An 18,235-nucleotide genomic window follows, 5' to 3' on the forward strand; every position below is an offset into this window, starting at 1 on the left:
TCTCGTTGACGTAGCCGCCGGTGGTGGAGGCGCCCGTGTAGGAGCGGTAGCTCATCACCGTGTACTCGAGCGAGTCCCGGTCGAGCGGCATGCCGCTCTCGTGCGGATGCTCCAGACCCAAAGCATGGCCGATCTCGTGCAGGAAGGTCAGGTAGGCGTAGTTGCCCTTGCTCGGGGCGCTGTACCAGCCGCTCGTCTTGTTGAACCAGGAATCGCCGCCCTCGGCGGCCGTGGAGGGAAAATAGGCCCAGGCGGTGCCAGGCGCGTCGGATTGCGCAAAACGCAGATCGGCGTGCGTTGTCGAGGTCTCGGCGATCTCGGCAAAGGTGAGGTTCGCCACGGCGGCATATATGGAAAGGGCGGTGTGGACCGTTGCCTGCTGGATGAGATTGAGAGTGCCGAACTCCGTGAGCGGCTCATTCGAACCGTAGGGCGTGCCGTAAAGGGAGCCGCCCGTCGGAAAGCTATAGGTGAGGTTGCTGACCGCCCATTTCAGATCACCGAGGAGGCTATCGACATAAACATCGCCCGTGGGTGCAGTCGTTGTGACAGCAGGCATCGTCTCTGCTCCAGAAATAAATTCGTTATCGTCTACGCAATGCGACTAAAATTGCCCCTGGGATTTAATATTTTTGAAATGCCAGACCGGGTCACTCAGGAATTTTGTTTCATAAAACTAAAAAGCTCTTGCTGTGGCGGGCGGGGTACGCCGGGCGCGGTGGTCATGAACCAGAAGTGAGTACGTCGGAGGCGGCTTTGCCTGTGGATTGCGGGCACAGGCGAGCTTGGCCGTTCCGTTTTTCCCCTGCACCCGCCTTGCCCTACGTTATGGAACAGGTTTGGAGAGCAAAGCTTCGTGCGCTACCCGCCCCAGATTTTGGAAGAGATCCGCGCCCGGCTGCCGGTTTCGGCCGTCGTCGGCAAGCGCGTGCGCCTGAAGAAGGCTGGGCGGGAATGGAAGGGGCTCTCGCCCTTCAATGCGGAGAAGACGCCGAGCTTCTACGTCAACGACCAGAAGCAGTTCTACCACTGCTTCTCCTCCGGCAAGCACGGCGACATCTTCACCTTCCTAATGGAGACGGAGGGGCTGTCCTTCCCCGAAGCGGTGGAGCGGCTCGCCGGCGAGGCAGGGGTGCCGCTCCCCAAGCTCTCGCGGGAGGACCGGCAGGAGGAGGTCAAGCGCAAGAGCCTCTACGACGTGATGGAGATGGCGGCGGCGTTCTTCGAGGCCTCCCTCCAGGGGCGCCTCGGAGCCAAGGCGCGCGACTATCTCGCGGGCCGATCCTTGAGCCGCGAGACCCAAGAACGCTTCCGCATCGGCTATGCGCCGCCCGAGCGCTATGCCCTGCGCGATCATCTGGCCGGGAAGGGCGTGCCCATCGAGATGATGGAGGAGGCGGGTCTCCTGATCGCCGGCGAGGACGTGAAGGTTCCCTATGACCGCTTCCGCGACCGGGTGATGTTCCCGATCTGCGACCTGCGCGGCCGGGTCGTCGCCTTCGGCGGGCGGGCCATGAGCGCCGACGTGCCGGCCAAGTACCTCAACTCCCCCGATACGCCGCTCTTCAACAAGGGCCGGCTCCTCTACAACTACCACCTCGCCCGCCAGCCCGCCCACGACCGGGGCACGGTGATTGCGGTCGAAGGCTATGTGGACGTGATCTCCCTGAGCGTTGCAGGCTTCCCCCACGCGGTGGCGCCGCTGGGAACGGCGCTCACGGAGGATCAGCTCACCCTGCTCTGGCGCCTCGCGGACGAGCCGATCCTCTGCTTCGACGGCGACAAGGCCGGCCAGCGGGCCGCCTACCGGGCGCTCGAGGTGGCCCTGCCGAACCTCGCACCGGGAAAGTCCCTGCGCTTTGCCATGCTGCCCGACGGGCAGGACCCGGACGATCTTGCCCGCGCCGGCGGGAACGCTGCCGTGGAGCGGGTGCTCGCCGCAGCCCGGCCGCTGGTGGACGTGCTCTGGACGCGCGAACTCGAGGCTGGACCCCTCGACACGCCCGAGCGGCGGGCCGCCCTGGAGCGGCGCCTGCGCGAATCACTGGCACTGATTCGCGACGAGACCCTCAAGAAATATTACCGGGAGGAGGTTCAAGGCCGGCTTGCGGCCCTGAGCCCCGACCTCCGGCCGGGCCGCTTCAACCGTCAGGGGGGAGGCGGGCGGCGGGATTTCCAGAAGCCGCAGCCCACGACGCCGAGCGCCCGCCTGAGCGTGTCGCCGCTGCTCGCCCGCAACCCGCTTTTTGCCGGCAGCACGGCCGAGAGCCCACGGGAGGCCGTGATCCTCTGCACCTTCCTGGTCCACCCGGAACTCATCCAAAATCACGCGGAAACCCTTGCAGATCTTGAACTTGAGGGCCGGTCCACCCAAATGGTGCGCAGTCTCCTGCTCGATGGAGCGGCGAGCGGCGAACCGGCCGATGCCACGGTCATGAGGGCCCGGCTGGAGCGGGCCGGCCTGACCCAAGCGGCCGACAGGCTGAGTGGCCTGGTCCGTCCCGGCGACCGGTGGATGCTGGATCCTCACGCGGATCCGTTGCGTCTTGAGGACGCATTGAGGCAAGCCATCACCTTGCATCGCCGCGCGCGCACGTTACATAGCGAGCTTCGAGCAGCCGAGCGCGCGCTCGCCGAAGAGGACAACGAGGCCAATCTCGCCTGGCTGCGGGAGGTCCAGAACCAGCTGTCCTCCGTCGAGGGTGCCGAGGCCGATACGGACAATGCAGGGATCCAGGGGGGTCACTGACGGTCCTGGTTTCAGGGTGCGGCAGGCAGGGCGGCTGCCGCAGCTTGGGCAGGGGATGGTTAACGGTTGGTCAAGCGATTGACTGTTTATAGTTGGCAATGAATTTCGGGTGGCGCAGCCCTCAAGGCTCGCTGCCCTTTCGCGCAGCGCAGGTCCTGTAGGGGGGACGGGCGGGGCGCTGGAGTTGAGCAAAGCATGGCGACGAAGACAACCGGCGGCGACGAAGGCGATACGACGACGACCGAGCAGCAGGGCGATGGGCCTCTGCTCGACCTGACCGATGCCGCCGTCAAGCGAATGATCAAGCTCGCGAAGAAGCGCGGCTATGTGACCATCGACGAACTGAACGAGGTGCTGCCTCCCGAGGAGTTCACCTCGGACCAGATCGAGGACGTTTACAGCCAGCTCTCCGAGATGGGCATCAACGTCGTCGAGTCGGAAGAGGCGGACGAGGGCGCGCAGCCCGAGGCCGAGGAGGAGGAAGCCGAGGGCGGCGACCTCGTCGAGGCCTCGCAGGGGCGCGCCGTGGCCGTCCGCGAGACCACGGCCAAGGAACCCACCGACCGCACGGACGATCCCGTGCGCATGTACCTGCGCGAGATGGGCTCGGTGGAGCTTCTCTCCCGCGAAGGCGAGATCGCCATCGCCAAGCGCATCGAGGCCGGCCGCGAGGCCATGATCGCGGGCCTCTGCGAGAGCCCGCTGACCTTCCAGGCCATCATCATCTGGCGCGACGAGCTCGTCGAGGGCCGGGTGCTCCTGCGCGACATCATCGATCTCGAGGCCACCTATGCGGGCCCGGACGGCAAGGGCGCGCCCAAGGTGGATGCCCTCGAAGGCGAGGGCGACGAGGAGCCGGTCGAGGGCGAGGAGGGCATGACCCCGCCCGAGGGCGACATGGACGAGGACGATCTGGAGAACAACGTTTCGCTCTCGGCCATGGAGGCCGAGCTGAAGCCGCGCGTTCTCGAGACCTTCGACTCCATCGCCGACAACTACAAGAAGCTGCGCCGCCTGCAGGTCGAGCATGTGGAGCAGCGCATGCAGAACAAGCAGCTGACCCCGGCCCAGGAGCGCAAGTACAAGGCGCTGAAGAGCGACATCGTGGCGGCCGTGAAGTCGCTGTCGCTGAACAACAACCGCATCGAGGCCCTGGTCGAGCAGCTCTACGACATCAACAAGCGCCTCATCTCCCATGAGGGCCGCCTGATGCGCCTGGCCGAGAGCCACGGCGTCGCCCGCGAGGAGTTCCTCAAGCACTACCAGGGCTGGGAACTCGATCCCAAGTGGGTGCTGCGCGTCTCCAAGCTCGGCGGCAAGGGCTGGAAGGACTTCGTCGCCAAGGCGAAGGACCAGATCCACGACCTGCGCGAGCAGATCCACAATCTGGCGAGCGAGACCGGCCTGGAGATCCAGGAGTTCCGCCGCATCGTCATGATGGTGCAGAAGGGCGAGCGCGAGGCGCGCCAGGCGAAGAAGGAGATGATCGAGGCCAACCTGCGCCTCGTGATCTCCATCGCCAAGAAGTACACGAACCGCGGCCTCCAGTTCCTGGACCTGATCCAGGAGGGCAATATCGGCCTCATGAAGGCTGTGGACAAGTTCGAGTACCGGCGCGGCTACAAGTTCTCGACCTATGCCACCTGGTGGATCCGGCAGGCGATCACCCGTTCGATCGCCGACCAGGCCCGCACGATCCGCATTCCGGTGCACATGATCGAGACGATCAACAAGATCGTCCGCACCTCGCGCCAGATGCTGCACGAGATCGGCCGCGAGCCGACCCCGGAGGAACTGGCCGAGAAGCTCGCCATGCCGCTGGAGAAGGTGCGGAAGGTTCTCAAGATCGCCAAGGAGCCGATCTCCCTCGAGACGCCGATCGGCGACGAGGAGGATTCGCATCTCGGCGATTTCATCGAGGACAAGAATGCCGTCCTTCCCATCGACGCGGCGATCCAGTCGAACCTGCGCGAGACCACGACCCGGGTTCTCGCCTCGCTCACGCCCCGCGAGGAGCGCGTGCTGCGCATGCGCTTCGGCATCGGCATGAACACCGACCACACCCTCGAGGAGGTCGGCCAGCAGTTCTCGGTGACCCGCGAGCGCATCCGCCAGATCGAGGCCAAGGCCCTGCGCAAGCTGAAGCACCCCTCGCGGAGCCGGAAGCTGCGGAGCTTCCTGGACAACTAAGAGACTTCGAAAGGCGGGCTCCGAAGCCCGCCTTTTTCATTTGAAGCACGTTCGCTCGTCACCAACGGGGGTGATCCAATGACCGACCCTGCGCTCAAAAGGCCTTCGAAGATACCGATGAAGGTTACAGCGGCGGTCGAGGCGGAGCCGGTCGCTGCGAAGGCGGCCCAGCCGGTTCTTCTGTCGGGCGGCAACCCGCAGATCGCGAAAGGCTATGGCGATGCCCCCGTGCAGGCCTATATCGCCGCCATGCCGGGTTGGAAGAGCGATGTCGGGCGCCGCATGGACGCGCTCATCTCGCGCACCGTTCCGAACGTGAGCAAAGCCGTCAAATGGAACTCGCCGTTCTACGGTGTTGAAGGCCAGGGATGGTTCCTCAGCTTTCATTGCTTCGCGAAATACATCAAGGTGGCTTTCTTCCGCGGCACGTCGCTCGATCCTGTGCCTCCCGGCGAGTCAAAGCAGAAGGAAGTGCGTTACCTCGACATCCGTGAGCACGATCGCCTCGATGAGGCTCAGTTCGTCGCATGGGTGACGCAGGCCAGCCGATTGCCCGGCGAGAAAATGTAAGCAGTCCCAGCAGGCCCAAGGCGGCCCATGAGCCAGCCTTTCAGGAGAGGTCGGGCGCCTAAAGCGGTTTCTCGGGAGCTGCGGATTGCTCGGTTTCCAAGCGGCCGGTCCTATCCTCCTGTTTCGGCAGAAGAGCCGGAACGATGCCGTCGGCGACGAGCGCGTGAAGCTGGCCGATATGGTTGTCCTCGCGCGAGGGCTCGGTGGGATCCGAGGTCATCGTGACCGTCAGCCCGAGACTCGGGATGACGTAGAGCATCTGCCCGCCGAAGCCCCAGGCGTAATAGGCCTTGTGCCCGCGCATGTCGCGGATGAACCAGCCGTAGCCATAGGCGTCCCCGGTGAAGGGGGAGGCCGTGCGCGGCGTCCAGGATTCCCTGATCCAGTTCTCCGACACCACGCGCTTGCCGTCGACGATCCCGCCCTGGCGAACCATCTCGCCGAAGCGGTGAAGCGCGCGGGGTGAGAGGGCCATCTCGTTGCCGCCGAGATAAATGCCCTGCGGATCCCTGGTCCAGGGCGCGATGCTGATGTCGAGCGGCTCGCCGAGCCATTCGCGGGCAAGCTCCAGGGTGCTGCGCTTCGAGGCGCGCGTGAGCGCTGCGGAGAGAAGATGCGTGCTGCCGGTGGAATAGAGCATGCGACCGCCGGGCTCGTCCACGAACGGCCGCGAGAGGGCGAAGCGAACCCAGTTGCCGCTGCTGATCCAGGCGCCGTAATTGCGGCCCGAGGTGCGCTCCAGCCCGGCCTGCATGGAGAGCAGATGCCCGACGGTGATCTGCCTCACGCGCGGATCGGCGTCCGGCGGGATGCTCCGGTCGAGGATCGATGCGACCCGCTGGTCGACGCCGTCGAGGATCCCGCGGTCGATGGCGATGCCGACCAGCGCCGACATGATGGTCTTGGAGGCTGACTTGATGTTCGTCGGCCGGTCCAGCCTGGTCCCACCGAGCGCCTGTTCCGTCACGACGGTTCCGTTATGGGAGACGATGAGCGAGCGGAGGTTCGGCAACTCCTTCGCCCGCTCCACCGTCTCCTCGATCCGCCGGATGTCGGGCGTGAGAGCCGGTAGAGGGGAGGCGGGCTGAGCCGCCGCGCCGACGCTGCCGGCGGCCAGCAGCAGGAGCGACATTCCGGTCCGGCGAAAGCCGAGACGCGATGAAGCCATAAGGTCTTCGCTGGTCCTGTTGCGGTCGAACAAGGCCTGGAGATGGACCCGCGTTCCTCGACCGCAACCGGCCACACACCATTGTGAGCCGCCATCCATGCACGCAGACAGCCTCAGCCCTGCGCCTGCGACATTTGTGCCCGGCAGCGCCGGCAGCTATTTTGCGCGCACAAACGTAAATATGGGTCAATCCACATGATAAAAGCGTGGTTTTCTCGCCCGCTCTGGCAGCGGGTTGCCGTAGGCTTCGGCCTCGGCATCCTCGCAGGCATTCTCGCCGGAGAGCAGGCAGCCGTCTGGTTCAAGCCGCTCGGCGACATCTATCTGAACCTCGTGCGGATGATCGTCATCCCGCTCGTGTTCTTCACCATCACCTCCAGCGTGGCGAGGCTCGCGGAAGCGGGCAACGTGGCGCGGCTCGGTCTGCGCACCCTGTTCTGGTTCGTCGCCACCTCCGCCATCGCCGTGCTGGTGGGCATCGCGTTCGGCCACCTGATCGATCCGGGCCTCGGCCTGTCGAACCTGCCGCTCGGTGAGGTGAAGCCCCGCACGATTCCGTCGCCGCTGGAGGTTCTGATCGGCATCGTGCCGACGAACCCGATCAAGGCCATGGCCGACACCAACGTGCTGCAGGTGCTGTTCTTCTCCGGCATCCTGGGCGCTGCGCTCGTCTCCCTCGGCGAGAAGACCGCAGGCCTGCGCGGCCTCGTCGATCAGGGCGCGGCGCTCGTGTTCCGCATCACCCGCTGGGTGCTGCAGCTCACGCCCATCGGCACCTTCGGCCTCATCGCCTGGGTTGTCGGGCGTTACGGCCTGTCCTCGCTCCTGCCTTTGGCTAAGTTCATCGCCGCCATGTACCTCGCCTGCCTGTTCCACATCATCGTGGTCTATGGCGGCCTGCTCAAGCTGCATGGCCTGAAGCCGGGCCGCTTCTTCCGGGGCGCCCTGCCGGCGATGCAGATGGCCTTCGCGACCTCATCGAGCCTCGCTACCCTGCCGATGTCCCTCCGGGTTGCGGTTGAAAAGCTCGGTGTGCCGCAGAGCTATGCCAGCTTCGCGGTTCCGCTCGGCGCCAACGTGAAGATGGACGGGTGCGGCGCGATCTATCCCGCCATCGCGTCGATCTTCATCGCGCAGTATTTCGGGCTCGACCTGACGCTGACGCAGTATGTGCTGATCGGACTCACGGCCGTGCTTGGCTCGCTCGGCACCGCCGGCGTTCCCGGCACCTCCATCGTGATGCTGACGCTCACCTTGAGCACGGCCGGCCTGCCGCTCGAAGGCATCGGCTACATCATCGCCATCGACCGCGTGGTGGACATGATGCGCACGATGACGAACGTCACCGGCCAGGTTCTCGTGCCCGTGCTCGTGGCGAAGGAGGAGCGCATTCTCGATCAGTCCGTCTATGACGGGGCCATCGAGAAGCGTGCTCCCGCGGGAGAGACGGTGCTCGCCGCCGCCGAGTAACGGCCCCCAACCACGAAAAAGGCGGGCACAAGGCCCGCCTTTTTCGTGCAGTCGCGACGCGGCTCAGAACAGGAAGTCCGAGGCGCCGATCAGCGAGACCTTGACGTTGAGCAGCGCGATCGACTGGCCATCGGCCCTGATGATCACGTCGTCTGCCCGGCCGTCGCTGTCGCCATGGCCTCGGGCGATGCTGAGTTCACCGAAGCTCAGGCCGTTGCCGCGCAGGTCGATGCGGTCGGTTCCGTTCCTGAAGTCGGTGATCTTGTCGGCGCCCCACTTGCCGGCGAAGCGGAAGACGTCCGCATCGGAGCCGCCGCTCAGGATGTCGTTGCCGCTGCTCCCGTTGAGCCTGTCCTTGCCGCTTTCACCATAGAGCCGGTCATTGCCGCTGTCGCCGACGAGCCCGTCATGTCCCGTGCCGCCATAAAGCTTGTCGTTGCCGGACTTGCCGAACAGCCTGTCGTTTCCGCCCAGTCCCTTGATCGTGTTGGCAGCCGACGTGCCGGAGAGCGTATTGGCCGCGGCCGTGCCGTTGATCGTGCTGCTGGTGGTCGTGCCGCCTGTGGGATCGATGAGATCGAGCTTCACGTTCGCAGCGCCGATCGTCACCTGCTTGGTCACCGATGCATAGCCGCCGCCCGAGAACGTCACCGTATAGGTGCCGGGATCGAGCGCCAGCGTGTAGCCGCCGCCGCTCTGCGAGGCGGTGCTGTACCGGGTGCCGGCCGCGCTCACCGCCGTCACCGTGAGGCCGCCGAGGCCCTCGCCGATATCGTAGAAGCGGTCGCCATCCTTATCGTCCATGGTCACGCCGGTGAGAAAGACCTTCGTGCCGGAGCGGGCGAAATTCTGCGTGACGAAGGCGGCGTCCCAGGTTTGATAGGCCCCGGTCTGAAAGCCGATGCCGATCTCGCGGTAGGCTCCGTTCAGGATGTTGGCCTTGTGGCCCGGGCTGTTCATCAGGTTCGTGTGCAGGAGCTCGACCTCGTCCTGCAGCCCGGCGGGGGAGCGCAGGCTGACCCAGGCGATGTTCTCGGCCGAGCTCCAGGATCCCGTAAAGCTATAGCCGGTGCCGGCCATCCGCTGGTGCGGGGTCGAGCCCCCCGAACCCGTGTGCGAGAAGACGTCCGCCGTGATCATCCAGTTGCTGTGCGAATCCGCCGAGTCGTTGAGATCGCCGTTGAAGGCGAGCGGTTGAGCGCCGGTCTTGGCGCGCTCACGGTTCACCAGCTCGAGCATGAACTGCTCATAGGCCGTAGCTTGCGACATGAAATGCCCCTTGTTCTTATGATTTTTGTCCTTGAAGGACTTATGCCTAGAAATCCGCTCCTAGACGGCAATTGGGGAAAAGTTGTGGCCTGTGTGGTACAAAGTATCGCTCCTGTCCGCAGCCTGGCTTGAGGACTCCGCCCTTCCGGCCCCGTAACCCTGCCCTGCAGGATGGGAAGAAGATCAGGAGCGCAATCTGGTCTATAGGAGAATCGGAAACGCCTTCCTGCCGGGCCAAGCCCTGCCGCAAAACAAAGAACGCCCGATGGATACCAAATCGCCCGCCCTGTCCGCTGCACCCGTGACCTCTCCGGCAGAGCGGGTTGCCGTCCCTATCCTGGCGGCGATCAGCGTCTCGCACATGCTGAACGACCTGATCCAGTCGCTGCTCCCTGCGATCTACCCCATCCTCAAGGATTCCTACCGCCTGGACTTCGGCCAGATCGGGCTTCTGACGCTGACCTTCCAGCTGACCGCCTCGCTGCTCCAGCCCCTCGTCGGCACCCTCACGGACCGCAAGCCGCAGCCTTTCTCCCTCGTCGTAGGAATGGGCTTCACGCTCGTCGGCCTGCTCACGCTCTCGCAGGCGCATTCCTATCCGCTGCTGCTTCTGGGCGCGGCCCTCGTGGGCATGGGCTCGTCGGTCTTTCATCCCGAATCCTCCCGTGTCGCCCGCATGGCCTCCGGCGGCCGCCACGGCCTGGCACAGTCGGTGTTCCAGGTCGGCGGCAATGCGGGAACGGCGCTGGGGCCGCTGCTTGCGGCCTTCATCGTCGTGCCGTTCGGCCAGGGCAGCATCGCCTGGTTCTCCGCCGTGGCGCTTCTGGCCATGCTGATCCTGTTCGCGGTCGGGCGCTGGTACCAGGCGAGGCTCGTGGAGCTGCGGGCCAAGCCCAAGGCGGCGGAAACGCGATCGACCCTGTCGCGCGGGCGCGTCGTGGCCTCGATCACGATCCTGATGATCCTCGTCTTCTCGAAGAACTTCTACATGGCCGGGCTCACCAGCTATTACACCTTCTTCCTGATCTCGAAGTTCCAGGTGTCGGTGCAGGATGCGCAGATCTATCTGTTCATCTTCCTCGGCGCCGTGGCGGCCGGCACGCTGCTCGGCGGCCCTGTCGGCGACAGGATCGGCCGGCGCTACGTGATCTGGATCTCGATCCTCGGCGTCCTGCCCTTCACGCTGCTGCTGCCCTATGCCAACCTGTTCTGGACGGCGGTGCTGAGCATCATCATCGGCGTGGTCCTGGCCTCCGCCTTCTCGGCCATCCTCGTCTATGCCACGGAGCTCGTGCCCGGGCGCGTCGGCATGATTGCCGGCCTGTTCTTCGGCCTCTCCTTCGGCATGGGCGGCCTTGGAGCCGCCGCGTTGGGGCAGCTCGCCGACATGACGAGCATCGAGACCGTCTACAAGCTGTGCTCGTTCCTGCCGGCGATCGGACTGCTCGCCTATTTCCTGCCGAAGATCGAGAAGGCGCGCTAGAGCAGGGCCTCCCGAGCGGCGTTTTCGAGCGCCTTCATCATCATCCGGTAGGGACCGGGCCCGTGGCTGATGCGGGCGACGCCCAGCTCCGCGAGCCTTGCGGCGGAGGGTGTCGATGCATTCGCCATGACATTGACCGGCAGAGGCGAGCCTTCGACGACACGCGCGATCAGCGCTTCGTTGACGAGGCCCGGCACGAAGAAGCCGTCCGCGCCGGCATCGGCATAGGCACGTCCGCGTTCGAGGGCTTCCGCAACGAGGCCTTCATGCGCATCGGCCGGAGCCACGAGGAATACGTCGGTGCGCGCGTTGAGGAAGGCAGGAATGCCCAGCCTGCCGGCTGCTTGCCGTGCCCCCCTGAGCCGCGCCGCCTGTTCGGAGATCGCGCGCAAAGGTGTGGTCTCCCGAGAACTGTCCTCGAGGTTGCAACCGATCGCGCCGGCTTGCAACACGCGGGCAACGCATGCGCCGACCGCCTCGGGATCGGCGCCATAGCCGCTCTCCAGATCGATCGTCACCGGCAGATCGCTGGCCGCGACGATGCGCTCCAGATTGGCGATGGCGAGATCGAAGGGCATGTATTCCCCGTCCTTGAAGCCATGCGCCGCCGCCACCGACCAGCTGCCGGTCGCGAGCGCCTGCGCGCCGCTTGCCGCAACGGCCTTGGCGCTGCCGGCATCCCAGATGTTGAAAAGGATGACGGGCCTTCCTGGAACGTGGAGAGCCTTGAACGTCTGGGCTTTCGACACTTGATCGGACATCTGCAACCTCAGGATTGAGAACTCGTTTGCGCCATGCGCCGCTCATGCTCGAGGAGCCACTGCTTGCGCCAGATCTTGCCGCCATAGCCGGTCATCGACCCGTCGGCGCCGATCACCCGATGGCAGGGAACGACGATCGCGATCTGATTGGCGCCGTTCGCCCGCGCAACGGCGCGAGCCGCTTCGGGGCGGTTCATCTCCCGCGCAAGCTCGCCGTAGCTGCGCGTCTGCCCGATCGGGATCTGCTGCAGGGCTGCCCAGACCGATGCCTCGAAATCCGTGCCCTTCTGGGCGATCGGGATGGAGAATGCCGCGAGCCGCCCTGCGAAGTATCGCCCGACCTGCTCGGCGAGCGCATCGAGCATCGCATGCCGGCCGAAGGCGATGGCGCCGACGCGCTCGTGCAGGCGTTTGATCTCGCTCGGCAGGGCCTTGCGCTCGGCGAATTCCAGCAGGTGCACGCCCGCATCGTCCGCCACCGCCAGCATGGCGCCGATGGGCGTGTCGAGCCATTGGGCAGTGAGGATCCGGCGGGCCGTCGTGCGAACCGGCGCATCGCCGATGAGTCTGGTGATCGCGTCGCGGAAGCCGCTGCCGGATTCGTAGCCGGCGTCGAGCTGCGCATCGAGCACGGTGCCGCCCTGCTGCAGCCGGTTGACGGCCTGCCCAAGCCGTTGCGAGCGGGCATACTGAACGAAGGTGACGCCGTATTCCCGCTGGAAGGCCCGGCGCACGGTGGAGGGGTCATAGCCGAGCGCCTTCAGGTCCGCGGCGCTCCACCGCCTGTCCGGCTCGTCCTTGATCCTGTCCTTCAGGGCCTCGAGGGCGCCGCTCACGGGCCGGGCGACGGCCAGAGGCTTGCAGCGCAGGCACGGGCGGAACCCGGCATCCCGAGCGGCATCCCGGCAGGAGAAGAACACGACATTGCTGCGCTTCGGCTTGCGGGCCGGGCAGGTCAGCCGGCAGAAGATCCCTGTGGTCTTCACGCCCACATAGGCGAACCCGTCATAGGCCGGGTCGCGGGCGAGAAGGGCATCGAAAAGGGTGTCGTCGTCGCGGGGCATCGTCATGATGCTGTTCTAGCGCAGAGCTACAGGCCCTGTCGCCGGAAACGAGGCGTTTATTTTCCCTTTTCCGCTCCCGGGGAGCTGCCGTCCCCAAGCCCGGGACGCTACTGCCAGGCGTAGTTGAAGCTGATGCTGATGCGTTCGCTCTCGGCCTCGTTCAGGGGCACCTCGTGGCGCAGCCAGCTTTCCCACAGCAGCACCGTGCCGGGCGCCGGCTTCATGTAGGCGAACTGCCGGTTTTCGGGCTTGGCCTTGGCCTTGCGGGGCGGGGCCGCCATCATGAAGCCGAGGCGCGGGTCCTCGAGCTTGAGGGCGCTCGCCCCCTCCGGGATCGTCACGTAATAGGTGCCGCTGATCACCGAATGCGGGTGGATGTGCGAGGTGTGGATGCCGCCGGGCGGCAGGATGTTGATCCACAGGCTGTCCATGACGAGCTTGCGGCCCTGGAGGTCGTATTCGAGCTCCTTGGCGAAGGCCGCCACGTGCTTGTCGAGATCCTTCAGCAGGTCGCCGAAGACCGGGATGCGCCAGGGCAGGTCGTTGAGCGAGGCATAGGAGGTGTAGCCCGGATAGCCATGCTTCTCGCACCAGCGCTGCCCGGCCTCGTCGTCCTCGGCGATGGACAGACAAGCCGCCTCCAGCTCCCGGTTGCGGCGCTCGGCTTTTGCGCCCGTCAGCTCGGCGCGGTAGACTTTGGTGACGAAAAGCGTCTCGATGCTGGTCATGTCCTGGCTCTATTACGGGGGCCGGCCGCTGTCAAAACGACGGTGGAGTGGAAGGCGCCCTGACTTGAAGGTTGCCGGGCAACACCACACCTTGGCCTCATGATCCCGCCTCCCTCCCCACCCGTCCCGGACGATCTGCTGACCATGGCCCGAAGCCTGGACGCGGAGAGCCTCTCCCGCGTCATCGCCCTGCGGGACTGGCTCGTGACCGTGGCGGCGAGGATGGAGGATGCGAACGAGGTCCTGAGCGGGTTCCTGGACCGGCTGATCGAGGTGGGCCTGCCCATCGACCGGGCGGTCTCGGCCATCGAGGCGCTCCATTCGGAATATGCCGGGATCGGGCGGTTCTGGACCCGGGAGGAGGGCACCGTCGTGCGCTATCTCCCCCATGGGGACCGCCGCGAGGCGGTCTACCAGACGAGCCCCTTCGCCCACGTGAACCGCACCGGGCAATGGCTCATCCTCGACCTGGCGAGCACTCCCGACGATCTCTTTCCCGTGATCCCGGAGCTGAAGGAGGCGGGCTACCGCCAATATGTCACGATCCCGATCCGCTTCACCAACGGGGCGGAGAACGCCATCTCCTTTGCGACCCGCACTCCGGGCGGCTTCGGTCAGCGCGAGCTGACGATCCTGCGCATGGTCATGCCGTCCTTCGCGCTCGTCACGGAGCTGCGGGCCACCAGCAACCGGCTCGACGAGGTGCTGCGCATCTATGTGGGCGACGATCCCCACAAGGCGATCCTCTCCGGGGCGATCCAGCGCGGACAGGTGACGCGCATCCGCTCGGCCATCCTCTTCGCCGACATGCGGGACTACACCCATATCTCGGCGACCCTCAGCCCGGAGAGCGCGGTCGAACTGCTGAACAACTATTTCGACTGCCTCGTGCCGCCCATCGAGGACGAGGGCGGGGAGGTGCTGAAATATCTCGGCGACGGGCTTCTGGCGATCATGCGCGACAAGGGCGACGACACGGGCGGCGCCGCTCAGTCGGCGCTGACCGCTGCCACCAAGGCCCTGCGCCGCATCGAGAGCGCCAACAGCGAGGGCCGCTTCCCGGTGCCCATCCATGTGGGATTCGCGCTGCACCACGGCGATGCGGCCTACGGCAATGTCGGCTCCGGGCAGCGGCTCGATTTCACGGTCATCGGGCGCGACGTGAACCTCGCAAGCCGCATCGCTGACCTGAACAAGCGCCTGGGCGAGCCGCTCCTGATGTCAAAGCCCTTCGTGGAGCATCTGTGGGGCGATCCGATGCCGCTCGGCGCTCACGCGGTCGAGGGGTTTGCGGAGGCCATCGAGGTCTACAAGCCCTAGAGCGTCCCGCGTTCGTGCGGTGCGTCGAGATCCAGGAGCGGCCCCAGGGGAACAATTCCCGCAGGATTGATGGTCTTGTGACTCTCGTAGTAATGGCCCTTGATGTGGACCATGTCCACGGTCTCTGCAATCCCATCCGTCTGGTAGATGTCGCGCAGATATCCCGACAGGTGCGGGTAGTCTGCGATGCGGCGCAGGTTGCACTTGAAATGGCCCACATAGACCGCATCGAAACGCACCAGCGTGGTGAAGAGCCTGATGTCCGCCTCGGTCAGTCTGCCGCCGCAGAGATAACGCCTTGAGGAGAGGCGCTCGTCGAGAAGGTCGAGCGTGTCGAAAAGAGGCCGCACGGCCTCTTCATAGGCCTGCTGTGTGGTCGCAAAGCCTGCCTTGTAGACCCCGTTGTTGACCTTGTCGTAGATGCGGGAATTCAGGCTTTCGATTTCGGAGCGCAGGTCCTCCGGATAATAGTCGCCGGGCCTTGCTCCAATGCCGTCGAAGGCGGAGTTCATCATGCGGATGATCTCGGCGGATTCATTGCTGACGATGGTGTTCTTCACCTTGTCCCAGAGCACAGGCACCGTCACGCGGCCGGAATAGTCGGGCTTCGCTGCCGTGTAGACCTGGTGCAGGTAGCGGGCGCCCCGGATGGGGTCCGGAACGACGCCGGGACCGTGCTCGAAGGTCCATCCGTTTTCGAGCATCCTCCAGTGCACCACAGAGACCCCGATCATCGCCTCCAGCCCTTTCAGCCTGCGCATGATCAGGGTGCGATGTGCCCAGGGGCAGGCGAGCGACACATAGAGATGATAGCGCCCGGCTTCCGCCCTGAAGCCGCCCTCTCCCGTAGGACCTGGCGAGCCGTCGGCGGTGATCCAGTTCCGGAACGCCGCGTTGGTGCGCACGAAGCGCCCGCCGGTGCTCTTGGTATCGTACCAGCGATCCTGCCAGACACCGTCGACAAGCAGTCCCATCCCGTCCTCCATGCCGGCTCTCGAACCGGTCCGTTGCATCCTGAGACAGAGGGCCGATGGCTGCCAAGATCAAGGCCGATCCTGAAATCTCCCTCCCGATGGCTTGATGCCGCAGGCTTGACGGGAGCCGGGATGCAGTCCAGGAACAGGGCCGGATGCCGGGCTCGCTCCCGGATGCGTCCGCGAGGGGGGTGACGAACGGCGCCCTCCTGGGCTAGAGAGAGATCCTCTCTCCCTGGAAGGGCCTGTAGCTCAATGGTTAGAGCCGGCCGCTCATAACGGTCTGGTTGCAGGTTCGAGTCCTGCCGGGCCCACCAACCCTTTCCGACCCCTCTCAGCTGCCCTCGCCCACGAAGGCCTTTTCCACCACGAAGTCGCCGGGGCGGCTGTTGCTGCCCTCCTCGAGGCCGCAGGACCTGCAGATCTGCATCAGGTCGAGGTTGAGCTCCATGGAGCCGCAGATCATCACCCGGTCCACCTCCTTGGTCCAGGTGGGCCGGTCGAGCTTGGAGAAGATCTCGCCGCTGCGGATATGGTCCGTGATCCGGCCCATGCAGGGGGATTCCTCGCGGGTGGTGGTGGGGTAGTAGTGCAGCCGTCCCGCGCAGAGCTCCCCGATCAGCGGATCCTCGGGCAGGGCGTCCATCACGAGGCGGCCATAGGCGAGCTCGTCGTTGGTGCGGCAGGTATGGGCGACCACCACGTCCTCGTAGCGCTCCCAGGTCTCGGGATCGCGCAACAGGGAGCAGAAGGGGGCGATGCCCGTGCCGCTGCAGATCATCCAGAGCCGCCGGGCGGGGGTGAGGCCGTCGAGGACGAGGGTGCCCACCGCCTTCGGGCGGACGATGATCCGGTCCCCCACGGCGATCTGCTGCAGGCGGGACGTGAGCGCGCCGCCAGGAACCTTGATCGAGTAGAATTCCAGCTCGTCGTCCCAGGAGGGGGAGGAGATGGAATAGGCCCGCAGGAGCGGCTTTCCGTCGATATCGGGCAGGCCGATCATCACGAACTCGCCCGAGCGGAACCGCAGGGACCTCGGCCGCGTGACCCGGAACGAGAAGTTGCGCTCGCCGAAATGGGTGACGGCGGTGACCGTCTCCAGATCGGCGACGGCAGCTCGGCTCGGCTCTGTCAGACTCATCGTTCACACCTGTTCCGGACGGATTGCGGGCTTGAGGGATCGGGGCGACGTGCTCGTTAAACGCTCCGAGCCTGCCGTTCAAGGCATCCGTCGCCGCCGGGAGGGATTTGCGGCAACCTTTCGCGGCTGCCGTCGCGAATCCTCCTGGCCCGTGTCAATGCTCCGCTCCAGATAGGGTTTCGGACCGGGGCCGAAATCCCCGTCCGACGAGGGGAGACCGTGATGACCGGCCGCGCTGAGAAGACCCGGAGCCCCGTGCCCGGATTGAGGGGGCCCAGGGGCGAGAAGACGGTTTCCCTGGCGCTTCAGGGCGGCGGCGCCCATGGCGCCTTCACCTGGGGCGTGCTCGACTACCTCCTCGAGGACGGCCGTCTCGCCCTGGAGGCGATCACGGGGGCGAGCGCCGGCTCCATGAATGCGGTGGTTCTCGTCGAGGGCTGGCTCGAAGGCGGCCCGGACGGGGCGCGCGGGCAGCTGCGCAAGTTCTGGAAGCGCGTCAGCCTCGACGGCAGGCTCTCGCCGATCCAGCGCACGCTCTTCGACCGGCTCCTCGGCGCCTGGAGCGGCGACGGCTCCACGGCCCATCTCTGGCTCGACGCCTGGTCCCGGATGGCGAGCCCCTACGACCTGAACCCGCTCGACATCAACCCGCTGCGGGACGCCCTCAACGAGCTGATCGACTTCGAGCGCGTGAGGGCCTGCACGGAGGCCAGGCTCTTCATCGCGGCGACCAATGTCTGGTCCGGGAAGATCCGGGTCTTCCGCGGCTCCGAGCTGACCGTCGATCACGTGCTCGCCTCCGCCTGCCTGCCCATGCTCTTCAAGGCGGTCGAGATCGATGGGGAGCCCTACTGGGACGGCGGGTATTCCGGCAATCCCGCCCTGTTCCCGCTGTTCTACGAAACGGAGACCGACGACATCCTGCTGGTCCAGATCAACCCGATCGAGCGCCGCTCGACGCCGCGGACCGCACGGGAAATCCAGAACCGGCTGACCGAGATCACGTTCAACGCGAACCTCCTGCAGGAGCTCAGGGCGGTGGATTTCGTGGCGCGGCTGGTGGACGAGGGCAAGCTCTCCCCCCGGGACTACAAGCGGGTTCTCATGCACCGCATCCACGGCGGGCCGAGCCTCGATGACTTCACCGCGGCCTCGCGCCTGAGCGCCAAATGGGAGTTCTTCAAGGAGCTGAAGGATCTGGGCCGTGCGGCCGCCCGCACCTGGCTTGCGGACCATTACGAAGCGATCGGGCACACGGGCACTCTCGATCTGCGCAGCGCCTATTCCTGACCGGCGCAAGGCCGCGGTAGACGCCGCATTGCCTCTCTCCTAGAAAAGGCCGAGCCCA

15 protein-coding genes and 1 tRNA gene are annotated in these 18,235 nt (G+C 65.7%); 8 read left to right on the forward strand and 8 right to left on the reverse strand.

Annotation, left to right across the window (positions count from 1 at the left end; translation table 11 throughout):
- The coding region (locus GR303_RS06185; protein ID WP_161723504.1) for a matrixin family metalloprotease at nt 1-559 on the reverse strand (559 nt) is incomplete at its 3' end.
- A 297-nt stretch (nt 560-856) separates the two neighbouring features.
- Between GR303_RS06185 and dnaG the strand changes: the two genes are divergently transcribed.
- The 3 genes from dnaG to GR303_RS06200 all read left to right on the forward strand — a co-directional run bounded on the left by dnaG (nt 857) and on the right by GR303_RS06200 (nt 5,509).
- Nucleotides 857-2,749 carry a DNA primase gene (gene dnaG, locus GR303_RS06190; RefSeq protein WP_161723505.1) on the forward strand — a complete coding sequence of 631 codons (1,893 nt, stop codon included), beginning with the start codon at nt 857-859 and terminating at the stop codon, nt 2,747-2,749.
- Between the two features lie 195 nt (nt 2,750-2,944).
- On the forward strand, nt 2,945-4,939 hold the full coding sequence (gene rpoD / locus GR303_RS06195; RefSeq protein ID WP_161723506.1) for an RNA polymerase sigma factor RpoD: 1,995 nt from the start codon (nt 2,945-2,947) through the stop codon (nt 4,937-4,939).
- 117 nt (nt 4,940-5,056) lie between these two features.
- Nucleotides 5,057-5,509, forward strand: a complete 453-nt coding sequence (locus GR303_RS06200) for a DUF1801 domain-containing protein (protein WP_161723629.1) — start codon at nt 5,057-5,059, stop codon at nt 5,507-5,509.
- 58 nt (nt 5,510-5,567) lie between these two features.
- On the opposite strand, the gene GR303_RS06205 is transcribed toward GR303_RS06200, so the two are convergent.
- A complete protein-coding gene (locus GR303_RS06205; RefSeq protein WP_246205628.1) occupies nt 5,568-6,677 on the reverse strand; it encodes a serine hydrolase domain-containing protein in 1,110 nt (369 codons plus the stop codon).
- Nucleotides 6,678-6,872: 195 nt separating this feature from the next.
- On the opposite strand from GR303_RS06205, the gene GR303_RS06210 reads away from it, so the two are divergent.
- Nucleotides 6,873-8,147, forward strand: a complete 1,275-nt coding sequence (locus GR303_RS06210; protein WP_161723508.1) for a dicarboxylate/amino acid:cation symporter — start codon at nt 6,873-6,875, stop codon at nt 8,145-8,147.
- A 63-nt stretch (nt 8,148-8,210) separates the two neighbouring features.
- On the opposite strand, the gene GR303_RS06215 is transcribed toward GR303_RS06210, so the two are convergent.
- On the reverse strand, nt 8,211-9,416 hold the full coding sequence (locus tag GR303_RS06215; protein ID WP_161723509.1) for a CAP domain-containing protein: 1,206 nt from the start codon (nt 9,414-9,416) through the stop codon (nt 8,211-8,213).
- Between the two features lie 265 nt (nt 9,417-9,681).
- On the opposite strand from GR303_RS06215, the gene GR303_RS06220 reads away from it, so the two are divergent.
- Nucleotides 9,682-10,899, forward strand: coding sequence for an MFS transporter (locus GR303_RS06220; RefSeq protein WP_161723510.1), 1,218 nt, complete (start codon nt 9,682-9,684; stop codon nt 10,897-10,899).
- On the opposite strand, the gene GR303_RS06225 is transcribed toward GR303_RS06220, so the two are convergent.
- The 3 genes from GR303_RS06225 to GR303_RS06235 all read right to left on the reverse strand — a co-directional run bounded on the left by GR303_RS06225 (nt 10,896) and on the right by GR303_RS06235 (nt 13,452).
- Nucleotides 10,896-11,660, reverse strand: a complete 765-nt coding sequence (locus GR303_RS06225; RefSeq protein WP_161723511.1) for an isocitrate lyase/PEP mutase family protein — start codon at nt 11,658-11,660, stop codon at nt 10,896-10,898. The two genes, GR303_RS06220 and GR303_RS06225, sit on opposite strands and share 4 nt — an antisense overlap.
- An 8-nt stretch (nt 11,661-11,668) precedes the next feature.
- Nucleotides 11,669-12,724: a bifunctional transcriptional activator/DNA repair enzyme AdaA gene (locus tag GR303_RS06230; RefSeq protein ID WP_161723630.1), complete on the reverse strand. Its 1,056-nt coding sequence runs from the start codon at nt 12,722-12,724 to the stop codon at nt 11,669-11,671.
- 107 nt (nt 12,725-12,831) lie between these two features.
- Complete coding sequence (locus GR303_RS06235; protein WP_161723512.1) at nt 12,832-13,452, reverse strand: TIGR02466 family protein; 621 nt, start codon at nt 13,450-13,452, stop codon at nt 12,832-12,834.
- A 144-nt stretch (nt 13,453-13,596) separates the two neighbouring features.
- Here GR303_RS06235 and GR303_RS06240 point away from each other — a divergent pair, with 144 nt between their 5' ends.
- Nucleotides 13,597-14,772 carry an adenylate/guanylate cyclase domain-containing protein gene (locus GR303_RS06240; protein WP_201751932.1) on the forward strand — a complete coding sequence of 392 codons (1,176 nt, stop codon included), beginning with the start codon at nt 13,597-13,599 and terminating at the stop codon, nt 14,770-14,772.
- On the opposite strand, the gene GR303_RS06245 is transcribed toward GR303_RS06240, so the two are convergent.
- On the reverse strand, nt 14,769-15,746 hold the full coding sequence (locus GR303_RS06245; protein ID WP_161723514.1) for a glutathione S-transferase family protein: 978 nt from the start codon (nt 15,744-15,746) through the stop codon (nt 14,769-14,771). The two genes, GR303_RS06240 and GR303_RS06245, sit on opposite strands and share 4 nt — an antisense overlap.
- Nucleotides 15,747-15,987: 241 nt before the next feature.
- Between GR303_RS06245 and GR303_RS06250 the strand changes: the two genes are divergently transcribed.
- Nucleotides 15,988-16,063 (forward strand) — tRNA-Ile (locus tag GR303_RS06250).
- Nucleotides 16,064-16,080: 17 nt separating this feature from the next.
- On the opposite strand, the gene GR303_RS06255 is transcribed toward GR303_RS06250, so the two are convergent.
- A complete protein-coding gene (locus GR303_RS06255; RefSeq protein WP_161723515.1) occupies nt 16,081-16,887 on the reverse strand; it encodes a ferredoxin--NADP reductase in 807 nt (268 codons plus the stop codon).
- Between the two features lie 222 nt (nt 16,888-17,109).
- On the opposite strand from GR303_RS06255, the gene GR303_RS06260 reads away from it, so the two are divergent.
- Entirely contained in the window at nt 17,110-18,177 is a 1,068-nt protein-coding gene (locus GR303_RS06260) for a patatin-like phospholipase family protein (protein ID WP_161723516.1), read from the forward strand.
- Nucleotides 18,178-18,235 lie beyond the last annotated feature (58 nt).

Source organism: Microvirga arsenatis, assembly GCF_009910705.1.
Classification (GTDB): domain Bacteria; phylum Pseudomonadota; class Alphaproteobacteria; order Rhizobiales; family Beijerinckiaceae; genus Microvirga; species Microvirga arsenatis.